Source organism: Mycolicibacterium vaccae NBRC 14118 = CIP 105934 (genome assembly GCF_001552715.1).
Classification (GTDB): domain Bacteria; phylum Actinomycetota; class Actinomycetes; order Mycobacteriales; family Mycobacteriaceae; genus Mycobacterium; species Mycobacterium vaccae.
Genome location: NZ_BCRS01000196.1, coordinates 1 through 10303 on the forward strand (window position 1 = coordinate 1; position 10303 = coordinate 10303).

Annotated in this window: 10 protein-coding genes; 3 read left to right on the top strand and 7 right to left on the bottom strand. The window is 71.2% G+C overall.

The window, feature by feature from the left end; all coding sequences use genetic code 11:
* The coding region (locus MVA01S_RS26275) for an NAD(P)-binding protein (RefSeq protein ID WP_174538996.1) at positions 1-625 on the bottom strand (625 nt) is incomplete at its 3' end.
* A complete protein-coding gene (gene hemE / locus MVA01S_RS26280) occupies positions 622-1686 on the bottom strand; it encodes a uroporphyrinogen decarboxylase (protein WP_003933967.1) in 1065 nt (354 codons plus the stop codon). The genes hemE and MVA01S_RS26275, both read right to left, overlap by 4 nt.
* An 85-nt stretch (positions 1687-1771) precedes the next feature.
* On the opposite strand from hemE, the gene MVA01S_RS26285 reads away from it, so the two are divergent.
* Positions 1772-2353 (top strand): DUF3000 domain-containing protein, encoded by a 582-nt coding sequence (locus MVA01S_RS26285; RefSeq protein WP_003933966.1) that lies wholly within the window; start codon positions 1772-1774, stop codon positions 2351-2353.
* 5 nt (positions 2354-2358) lie between these two features.
* Entirely contained in the window at positions 2359-3687 is a 1329-nt protein-coding gene (locus MVA01S_RS26290) for a ribonuclease D (protein ID WP_003933965.1), read from the top strand.
* On the opposite strand, the gene MVA01S_RS26295 is transcribed toward MVA01S_RS26290, so the two are convergent.
* The gene (locus MVA01S_RS26295) at positions 3674-4576 is read right to left on the bottom strand and encodes an alpha/beta fold hydrolase (RefSeq protein WP_003933964.1); all 903 of its coding nucleotides are present in this window, start codon (positions 4574-4576) and stop codon (positions 3674-3676) included. The genes MVA01S_RS26290 and MVA01S_RS26295 overlap by 14 nt on opposite strands.
* A gap of 53 nt (positions 4577-4629) precedes the next feature.
* Between MVA01S_RS26295 and MVA01S_RS26300 the strand changes: the two genes are divergently transcribed.
* A complete protein-coding gene (locus MVA01S_RS26300; RefSeq protein WP_003933963.1) occupies positions 4630-5112 on the top strand; it encodes a winged helix-turn-helix transcriptional regulator in 483 nt (160 codons plus the stop codon).
* Here MVA01S_RS26300 and MVA01S_RS26305 read toward each other — a convergent pair.
* The 4 genes from MVA01S_RS26305 to MVA01S_RS26320 all read right to left on the bottom strand — a co-directional run.
* Positions 5087-7252, bottom strand: coding sequence for a thiamine pyrophosphate-dependent enzyme (locus MVA01S_RS26305; RefSeq protein WP_003933962.1), 2166 nt, complete (start codon positions 7250-7252; stop codon positions 5087-5089). The genes MVA01S_RS26300 and MVA01S_RS26305 overlap by 26 nt on opposite strands.
* A gap of 16 nt (positions 7253-7268) precedes the next feature.
* A complete protein-coding gene (locus tag MVA01S_RS26310) occupies positions 7269-8462 on the bottom strand; it encodes an acyl-CoA dehydrogenase family protein (RefSeq protein WP_003933961.1) in 1194 nt (397 codons plus the stop codon).
* A 30-nt stretch (positions 8463-8492) separates the two neighbouring features.
* Positions 8493-9728: an amidohydrolase family protein gene (locus tag MVA01S_RS26315; protein WP_003933960.1), complete on the bottom strand. Its 1236-nt coding sequence runs from the start codon at positions 9726-9728 to the stop codon at positions 8493-8495.
* The coding region (locus MVA01S_RS26320) for an FUSC family protein (RefSeq protein WP_218006069.1) at positions 9729-10303 on the bottom strand (575 nt) is incomplete at its 5' end.

A 10303-nucleotide genomic window follows, 5' to 3' on the forward strand; every position in this document is an offset into this window, starting at 1 on the left:
GCAACGCCCGGGTGACGGCCTCGGTGAGGTTGCGCGCGCCGCCGTCGAGGGCTGCGGCGACCGTCGGCGCCCCGGCGCGGATACCGATCGTCGCCGCCGAGCCGGAATAGACCCCGCCCAGCAGCGGGTCCACCGACCGGGTCACCACCTGCTCGCCGAAGCGGTCACCGACCAGATCGGCGACCGACGGGTCGGCGCCGTGGCGCCAGGAGAAGGCCCGCCGCGGTTCGTCGAGCATCCACCGGACCGTCGCGTCGTCGACCAGCCCGGTCAGCGCCTCCGGCCGCGACGGAATGCCCTGCACGGTGTCCGCGGGCAGCGGGTGCAGCCTGCCCTCGCTGTAGATCAGCGGGCGCGCCCCCGAGGTGGCGATCTGCCTGCCGCCCAGGCCCAGCTCGGCCAGCAACGCCGGCACCTCGGGCCTGCGCGCGACGAACGCCTCGGCGCCGACGTCGAGCAGCTGGCCGCCGATGCGCTCGGTGCGCAGCACGCCGCCGAGCCGGTCGGCGGGGTCGAGCAGCGTGATCACCGCGTCCGGCCCGGCGGCCACGCGAAGCCGGTATGCGCTGACCAGGCCCGAGATGCCGCCGCCGACAATGCAATAGCGCCGGATCGGGGGGCTCACAGCTCGTGCACCAGCGCCACGGTGTCGGTGATCATGGCGGGGTCGGTGGCGGGCAGCACGCCGTGGCCGAGGTTGAACACGTGCCCGACCGCGCCGGCGGCGACCGCACGCCTGCCGTCCTCGACGACCGCGCGCACCGCGCGCTCGACCACCGGCCAGCCGGCCAGCAGGACCACCGGGTCCAGGTTGCCCTGCAGCGCAGTGCCCGGGCGCACCCGCGCCGCGGCGTCGGTCAGCGACGTGCGCCAGTCCACGCCGACCACCGCGGGCACCCCGTGCCCGGTGACCGCCTCCGACATCGCGCCCAGCAGTTCGGCGGTGCCGACCCCGAAGTGCGTCATCGGCACCCCGGACCCGGCGAGCTCGGTGAACACCCGCGCGCTGTGCGGCAGCACGTAGGTGCGGTAGTCGGCCAGCGACAGCGTGCCGGCCCAGGAGTCGAACACCTGGATGGCGTCCACGCCGGCGTCGACCTGGGTGCGCAGGAACGCGATCGTGACGTCGGTCAGCGCGGTCATCAGCGCGTGCCAGGTGCCGGTGTCGGCGAGCATCATCGCCTTGGTGCGTTCGTGGTTGCGGCTCGGTCCGCCCTCGATGAGGTAGGACGCCAGCGTGAACGGGGCGCCGGCGAACCCGATCAGCGCGACGTCGCCCAGCTCGGCGACCAGCCGGCCGACCGCGGTGGCCACCGGGGCGACCTGGTCGCGCTCCAAGGGCCTGACCGCGGCGACGTCGGCGGCCGTGCGGATCGGGTGCGCGATGACCGGCCCGACGTCGGGGACGATGTCGAGGTCGATGCCCGCGGCGCGCAGCGGCACCACGATGTCGGAGAACAGGATCGCCGCGTCCACGCCGTGCCTGCGCACCGGCTGAAGCGTGATCTCAGTGATCAGGTCGGCGTCGAAACAGGCCTGCATCATGGTGTTCTTGGCCCGCAATGCGCGGTACTCGGGCAGCGACCGTCCCGCCTGCCGCATCATCCACACCGGCACCCGGAGCGGCTTGCGACCGGCGACGGCGGCCAGGTACGGGGATTCGGGCAGTTCGCGACGCGTGTTCATCGCCCACCATGCTGCCATGTCGGGTCGGGCCCGGATCGGCGCGCCATGAGCACAGACCTGGCCGAATCCGCTAGCGTCAAACGCCGTGACCACCGCCGAACCGGCCCAATTCCGTGAAGCGGTGGCGGCGATGAATGCCACCACCCCACGGCCGGAGATCGAACTGGGCCCGATCCGTCCGCCGCAGCGCCTGGCGCCGTTCAGCTATGCGCTGGGTGCCGAGGTGAAACACGCCGAGACGGCGATCATCCCGGAACGCTCCGAAGGCGACGCGTTCGGCCGGCTGATCCTGCTGCACGACCCCGAGGGCGCCGACGCCTGGGACGGCACGATGCGACTGGTCGCCTACATCCAGGCCGACCTGGACTCCTCCGAGGCCGTGGATCCGCTGCTGCCCGAGGTGGCGTGGAGCTGGCTGGTCGACGCGCTCCACGAGCGGGCCGAACACGTGACCGCACTCGGCGGGACCGTCACCGCGACCACCTCGGTGCGCTACGGCGACATCTCCGGGCCGCCGCGGGCCCACCAGCTGGAGCTGCGCGCATCCTGGACCGCCACCGATCTCGAACTCGGCCCCCACGTGGAGGCGTTCTGCGAGGTGCTCGAGCACGCCGCGGGGCTGCCGCCCACCGGGGTGACCGACCTGAACTCCCGCACCCGCGCCTGAGCCCGATGCCAGAACCCGAGAACGCAGCCTCCCCCGGCGGCGCCGACGAACAGGTGCCCGAGACACAGGTGCCCGAGACGCAGGTGTCCGAAGAACAGCTGCCCGACGAACAGCTGCCCGAGGCCGAACCACTGCTGGCCCCCCGCGACGGGGTGCCCAAGGTGTCCGTCAGCCGGTATGAGATCGCCGACGCCGCCGAACTGCTGGCCTCCGGGCACGGGCCGTTCGCGGTCGACGCCGAGCGGGCGTCCGGCTTCCGCTACTCCAACCGCGCCTATCTGGTCCAGATCCGGCGGGCCGGCGCGGGCACCGTGCTGATCGACCCTGTCAGCCACGGCGGCGACCCGCTCCAGGTCCTCGCGCCGGTGGCAGACGTGCTCTCCGAGGCCGAATGGGTGCTGCACGCCGCCGACCAGGACCTGCCGTGCCTGGCCGAGATCGGCATGCACCCGCCGTCGCTGTATGACACCGAGCTGGCGGGTCGGTTGGCCAACTACGACCGGGTCAACCTGGCCGCGATGGTGCAGCGCCTGCTGGGCCTGCAGCTGACCAAGGGCCACGGCGCCGCGGACTGGTCGAAACGGCCGCTGCCCGCCGAATGGCTCAACTACGCCGCGCTGGACGTCGAGGTGCTCCTCGAGCTGCGCGACGCGGTCGACGCGGTGCTGCAGGAACAGGGCAAAGCGGACTGGGCGGCACAGGAATTCGAATACCTGCGCACCGCCGAGGCCACCCCGACACGACGCGACCGGTGGCGGCGGACCTCAGGCATCCACAAGGTCCGCGACCCGCGGACACTGGCCGCGGTGCGGGAACTGTGGCAGACCCGCGATCAGATCGCGCGGCGCCGCGACATCGCACCCGGCCGCATCCTGCCCGACAGCGCGATCATCAGCGCGGCCACCGCCAACCCCGACACCGTCGAAAAGCTCACGGCGCTACCGATTTTCGGTGGCTCCAAACAACGGCGCAGCGCCCAGGTGTGGCTGGACGCACTGACCCGCGCCCGGACCGGCGAACCACCGGATGCCCAGGAGCCGTCCAACGGTCCCCCGCCGGCGTCGCGGTGGGCCCGCCGCAAGCCCGAGGCCGCGGCCCGGCTGGAGGCGGCACGTGCCGAGCTTTCCGCACTGTCGGAACGGGTTTCGGTTCCTGCCGAGAACCTGCTCTCACCGGAGATCGTGCGCAGGTTGTGCTGGGACTGGCAGCCCGTCGACGGTCTCGACGCGGCGACCGCGGCGGTGGAGGCCTTCCTGCGCGGGTCCGCGGCCCGTCAGTGGCAACGGGAGCTGACCGTCCCGGTGCTGGCGAAAGCGCTGGCTACCGCCGGCTGAGCACCGTGTCGACGTGCTCGACGAAGTGCGTCCACACCGCATCCGGGTCCTCGAGCTGAGGCCAGTGCCCGATGTCGTCGAGCATCACGATGTCGGCGTCGGCGATCACCTCGGCGTACCGGCGGGCCATGTGCGCGCCGGAGTTCGGGTCCAGCGCACCGTCGATCAGCCGCATCGGCACGGCCGTCTCACGCATGGCGCGCACCCACCGGTTGCGGTGCCGCCTGCGGTCCTCGATGAACCGACCGACCTTGTGCAGCACCCGTTTTCCGTCGTTGTACTCCAGGATCTGGTGGAACAGGTCGAGCATCCGCCTGCTCGGTTTGGTGTGCGGGCCGAACATCTCGTTGATCGTCGGCTCCAGGATCCGCCGCGCGATCGAGCTGCCCTGGAGGGGGCTCACGAGGTCCCCCAGCGACGTTCCCGACATCAGCTTCTGCATGCGCCGCGGCGTGTAGGCCTCGGTGAACATCCCGCCGTTGAGCCAGGTCAGCGACTGGATACGCGGTGCCCCGTATGCGTGTTGCGAGAACTCCTGCCTGGCAAGCAGTTCCTGGCCCACCGAGTCCCCGAGGTCGTGGGCCAGGATGTGGACCGAGTCCACGCCGAGGTGCGCCAGCAGCGCCTCGTGCATGTCGGCGTGGTCGTGCACGCTGTAGCCGTAGGCCACGGGCTTGGCCGAGAAACCCATCCCCAGCATGTCCGGCGCGATCACGGTGAAACGTCCGGTCAACCTGTCCCACAACGGTTCCCAGTCCCAGCTGTTGAACGGATAGCCGTGGATCAGCAGCAGGGCCGGGCCGGTGCCCTCGTGGCGGTGGAACACGTCGAAGCCCAGGTAGTCGAAATAGCGTCCGGCGTCGCGCCAGCGGTGCAGTTCAGCGTCCACGCAAGGGACCCTAGCTGGGTTCTCTTTTTGAACGCAATAGGTAAACTCGCCGCATGCGTCACGACGACCTGGCGGCCGAACCGTGCTCGATTCTGCGTCCGCTCGCGCTGCTCGGCGACCGCTGGACCCTGGTGGTGCTGCGTCAGTCGTTCGCGGGGGTGCGCCGTTTCGAGGATTTTCAGGCCGGGCTGGGCCTGAGCCGGGCGGTACTGGCCGAGCGGCTGCAGCGGCTGGTCGACGCCGGAGTGCTACAGCGGCACGCCTACCGCGACGACCGGCGCACCCGCCAGGAATACCGGCTGACGGACAAGGGCCGCGACCTCTACCCGGTGCTGATGGCACTGCGCGCCTGGGGCGACAAATATCTCGCCCCTGACGGACCGTTCGTCGAGTACCGCCATCGCGGCTGCGGCGGCCAGACCCACACCCGCCTGCTGTGCGACGCGTGCGGCGACGAGATCACCGCCGCCGACGTGCAGGTGGGTCCCGGACCCGGACTCGCGGCGACCCTCAGCGACCGGCCGACACCAGCTTGATCGCGGCCGCTTCGACGGTCTCCTCGGACAACAGCACCTCCAGTGCGGCGTCGCCGAGCGGGATGAAGCTGTCGTGGCTGGCCACCCGCGCCAGCGCGCCGGTGTAGCCCTGGTCGATCAACGCGGTCACGATGCCCTCGCTGACGCCGCCGCTCTCCCGGGTCTCGTCGACCACGAGCACCCGGCCGGTCGCCTCGGCCTCGGCGAGCATGTCGGCCAGCGGAAGCGGCGCCAGCCAGCGCAGATCCACCACCCGCACGTCGATGTCACGCTCGGCGAGTCTGCGCGCGACCCGCAGGCTCATCCGGAGCCCGTTGCCGAACGTCAGGACCGTCAGATCGCGGCCTTCGCCGTAGACCCGCGCCCGCCCGATCGGCACCGCGCCGCCGCTGTCGGGGGCCAGCCACAGATCGTCGCCGTCCTCGTGGAGATCGCGGGTGTGGTACAGCGCGATCGGCTCGAGGAACAGGCACACCACCCCGGCCGTCCGGGCGGCCGCGACACACGTGCGCATCATCGCCGCGGCGTCGTCCGGGCGGGCCGGTGACGCGACGATCACGCCGGGCAGGTCGCGGATCGCGGTGATCGAGTTGTCGTTGTGGAAGTGCCCGCCGAACCCCTTCTGGTAGCCGTACCCGGCGATGCGCACCACCATCGGGTTGCGGTACTGGCGGTCGGAGAAGAACTGCAGCGTCGCGCCCTCGCCGCGGATCTGGTCGGCGGCGTTGTGCAGGTACGCCAGGTACTGGATCTCGGGGATCGGCAGCAGCCCCGAGACACCCGCGCCCAGCGCGAGTCCGAGGATCGACTGCTCGTCGAGCAGGGTGTCGAACACCCGGGCGGTGCCGGCCTTGGCCTGCAGCCCGCGTGTCACCCCGTAGACGCCGCCTTTGCGGCCCACGTCCTCACCGAAGATCATCGCCTCGGGGTGCCGGGCCAGCACGTCGGCCAGCGCCCGGTTGATGCCCTGAGCCACCGTCAGCGGGGCCGACCCGCCGCCGGCGGGTTCGGCCTCCGCGGCGCTGCGCGCCGCCCTGACCGCGTCGTCGAGCGCGTCGCCCAGCGGGGTCATCACCGCCCGCGCACTGTCCAGCTGGGGCAGGTCGGCGACCTCCTCGGCCGCGGCGAGCACCTCGGCGCGCTTGGCCTCGTAGCGGTCCAGCACCTGCTGGGGGGTGAGCACGCCCGCCTCGACGAGGGTGCGCGCGGTGCACCACACCGGGTCGCGTTCGTAGTCGGCGGTGATCTCGTCGCTCTTGCGGTAGCCGGGTTCGTAATCCGAGCCGGCATGGCCCATCAGTCGCACGGTGCGCAGGTGCAGGAACGCCGGACGGCGTTTGGTCCGAACGTATTCGGCGGCCTGCGCGGCGACCGTCAGCACCTCGGGCAGGTTCGTGCCGTCGGCGCTGAAGTACCTCAGGTCCTCCCGGCCGCGGTAGGTGCGCGCGATCCAGCCCCGCGGGGTCTTGACGCTGATGCCGATGCCGTTGTCCTCGCAGACGAACAGCAGCGGCAGCGGCATGCCCTGGTAGGCGGTGTGCATCGCGGTGTTGATCGCGCCGACGGCGGTCGAGTGGTTGGCCGACGCGTCGCCGAAGCTGCACACCGTCAGCGCGTCGGCCGGCCACGCGCTCTGCACCTGCAGCTTGCGCGCCCGCGCGATCGCGAACGCCACGCCGACCGCGCGCGGCAGGTGTGAAGAGATCGTCGAGGTCTGCGGGATCACGGCGAGGTCGTGGCGGCCGAACACCTTGTGCCGTCCGCCCGAGATCGGCTCCTCGGTGGAGGCGACCATCCCGAGCAGCACGTCACGCAGCGGATCGCTGCCCCGGACCTGCTGCGCGCGGGCCAGGAAGAATCCGCCGGAGCGGTAGTGCAGCAGCGCCGGGTCGGTGGGGCGCAGGGCCGCCGCGACCGCCGCATTGCTCTCGTGACCGGACGAACCGATCGTGTAGAAACCCTTGCCCTGGGAGCGCAACCAGCGCGCCGCCAGGTCCAGATGCCTGCTGCCCAGTTGTGCGTCGAACACGTCGATGCAGTCCTGGGCCGAAACCCCCTGCAACACAGCGGGTTTCCCGGCGTCTGGCGCGGTCAGCGACGAGACTGCCGTACTGAAGTACTCGTCGATCGGTTCTGCCACAGCGACTCCCTGGCGGTCAGCGGAACGCGGCGGTGCCGGTGAGGGCCTGCCCGATCATCAGCGTATGCATCTCGCTGGTGCCCTCATAGGTCAGCACCGATTCCAGATTGTTGGCGTGCCGCATCACCGGGTATTCGCCGGTGATGCCGCTGGCGCCCAGGATGGTGCGCGAGGTCCGGGCGATCTCGATGGCCTCACGGACGTTGTTCAGCTTGCCCAGGCTGACCTCTTCCGAGCGCAGCCCGGTGGCGTCCTTGGCCCGGCCCAGATGCAAGGCGAGCAGGAACGCCTTGCCGTACTCCAGCGTCATGTCGGCGAGCTTCTGCTGGGTGAGCTGGAAGCCGCCGATGGGCCGGTCGAACTGGTGGCGCGACTGCGCGTAGTTCAGCGCGCTCTCCAGGCAGTCCCTGGCCGCACCGACGGAGCCGAACACGATGCCGAACCGGGCTTCGTTGAGGCAGGTCAGCGGTGCCCGCAGGCTGGTCGCCCCGGGCAGTCGGGCGCTGTCAGGCAGGCGGACACCGTCGAGCACCAGTTCGCTGGTCACCGACGCGCGCAGCGACATCTTCGACGTGATGGACCTGGCGGTGAACCCGGGGGTGTCGGTGGGCACGGCGAATCCGCGAATCCCCTCCTCGGTGCGCGCCCACACGACCGCGACGTCGGCCACCGAACCGTTGGTGATCCACATCTTGGTGCCGTCGAGGATCCAGTCGTCCCCGGAGCGGGTCGCGCGGGTGCGCATGCCCGAGGGGTTGGATCCGAAGTCGGGTTCGGTCAGTCCGAAGCACCCGATCTTGCGGCCGGCGGCCATCTCCGGCAGCCACTGCTGCTTCTGCTCCTCGCTGCCGAACGCGTGCAGCGCGAACATCGCCAGCGAGCCCTGCACGCTGACCAGCGACCGGATTCCGGAGTCACCGGCCTCGAGCTCCAGGCAGGCCAGTCCGTAGGCGACCGCCGACGTGCCCGCGCAGCCGTAGCCCTGCAGATGCATGCCCAGCAGCCCGAGTTCGCCGAGTTCGACGGCCAGTTCACGCACGGGCAGTTCGCCGCTCTCGTACCAGGCCGCGATGTCCGGAGAGATGCGGGCTTTCACCAGTGCGCGCACGGTGTCGCGGATCTGGCGTTCCTCGTCGTCGAGCAGGCTGTCGACGCGCAGCAGCACGTCGGGGGTGGTCGGACCGGTGTGCGGCAAAGGCTGGCCGGACATGGTGTCTCCTTTACGTCGTGGTGGGGGTGATCAGCAACAGCCGGAGGTGTGCGCTCCGACGGGCGCGGCGCGCTCGGGTTCTGGTTGTGACGGGGCGCTCCGCCAGGTCACCGCGCGGCTCGGCGGCGGGGTCTGTTCACTGCGGGTGGCGACCAGAGGGACGCCGTCTACCAGCACGGTCGCGATGCCGGGCAGGTCGCCGAGCGCGAAGGATTCCAGCGCGTCGGTGGCCATCGAACCCGTGATCGGGCCGAGCACGAGCAGATCGGCCGGCCGGCCCTCGGCGATCACGCCGGTGTCCAGGCCGTGGGCCGCCGCGGTCTGCCCGGTCGCTGCGGCGACGGCCGCGACCGGATCGACGCCGCACACCGAGGCGAGATAGCAGACCGCGCGCAACATCCCGCGCGGGATGACGCCGGTGCCGCCGGGGGTGTCGGTGCCGAGGGTGAGCCGGTCCAGCCTGCCGAGCCGCGTCAGCTCGTCGACGACGATCCCGGTGGCCCGGTAGTTGTTCGAGCTGCACACCTCGACATGGGTGTCGGGCAGTCCGCCGATGATCGCCAGGATGTCGGCGTCCGGCGGCGGAATGGGTCCACCGGAGATGTGCCCGACCACGTCGGGACCGACGGCCGTCACCACGTCGGCGCCGGCGACCCGGCTCGACCCCGACCGCGAGACGCCACCGGAGTGCAGCTTGACGGTCATCCCGCGCTCGTGCGCCCATCGGACGTAGCGCTGGGCTTCCCCGTCGCCCAGCCTGCTCCAGTCGTAGAAGATGAACTTGAGCTGGTCGATGCCCTCGCGGTGGGCCCGGTCGAAGTGCTCTTCGGTCATTCCCGGCACCAGCAGCACGGTGCCCGCGTTCACCTTGACCCCGGACGGGCGCATCCTGCCGGTGGTGTGCTTGGAGGTGATGGCGATCGACAGCACGAGTTCGGGGGTGAGGGCGTCGAACGCCAGCCCCGGGATGTGCAGTTCGCCGGCCGAGACCATCGAGGTGGTCCCGCCGTGCAGGTAGTTGTGAATCCAGCCGATGGCGTCCTGGGCCGGCGTCCACTCCCCGAAGGTGGGGTGGACGTGGCCGTCGACCAGGCCGGGGATCACCGTCAGCCCGCCCGCCGACAACACCTGGTCGGGCGCCGCGGCACTCACCCCGATCCCGGTCACCACGCCGTCCTCGATGAGCAGGGTGGTGTCGCGCACCGGGGCGACCGTCGGGTCGCCGTGCACCAGGAGGCCGATGTCCTCCACGAGCAGGGTCGTCACCTAGCGCCTCCTTGATTGGATTTTGTATACACTATCCTCTGCTTCGCCTTCTGGGAAGTGGCCGGGTCGGTTGCGGAATGCCCTGCGGGTCAACGCCGGAGCGCCGAACACCACCACCAGGACGATCGCGGCGCCGGCCAGGTTCATCGCCAGCCGCACCCCTCCCTCGTACCACGGGAAGAGCTGCGGGTACTCGCTGATCACCAGCAGCACCGGCGGGCCCGTCACCGCCCACCACGTGTAGTTCACCGGCCGCAGCGCCATCGCCAGCGTGAACAGCACGACGGTGACGACCGCGACGACCGGTAGCGACGGATGCGTGCCGAGCAGTACCGCCGCGATCAGGGCCCCCACGGCATTACCCGAAAGTCGCTGCGCCAGGCGCATTCCGGTGTCCCCGGCCGCGGGCTGCACGGTCAGCACCACGCTGGTGACGAGCCAGTGCCCGCCGACCAGGTCCTCGGGCAGCAGGCCGGCCACGCTCACCGCCACGGCGACAGCCACCCCCACGCGCACCGCGTGCGGCCACGACTCACGCCACCCTCGCTCGGCCGCGGGCGACGCCGGGGCCGCGG

What these genes read in the sequence shown, in the direction of transcription:
- hemE (WP_003933967.1), bottom strand. Translation starts at nt 1,686, where the DNA reads ATGAACACGCGTCGCGAACTGCCCGAATCCCCGTACCTGGCCGCCGTC.
- MVA01S_RS26300 (WP_003933963.1), top strand. Translation starts at nt 4,630, where the DNA reads ATGCGTCACGACGACCTGGCGGCCGAACCGTGCTCGATTCTGCGTCCG.
- MVA01S_RS26310 (WP_003933961.1), bottom strand. Translation starts at nt 8,462, where the DNA reads ATGTCCGGCCAGCCTTTGCCGCACACCGGTCCGACCACCCCCGACGTG.
- MVA01S_RS26290 (WP_003933965.1), top strand. Translation starts at nt 2,359, where the DNA reads ATGCCAGAACCCGAGAACGCAGCCTCCCCCGGCGGCGCCGACGAACAG.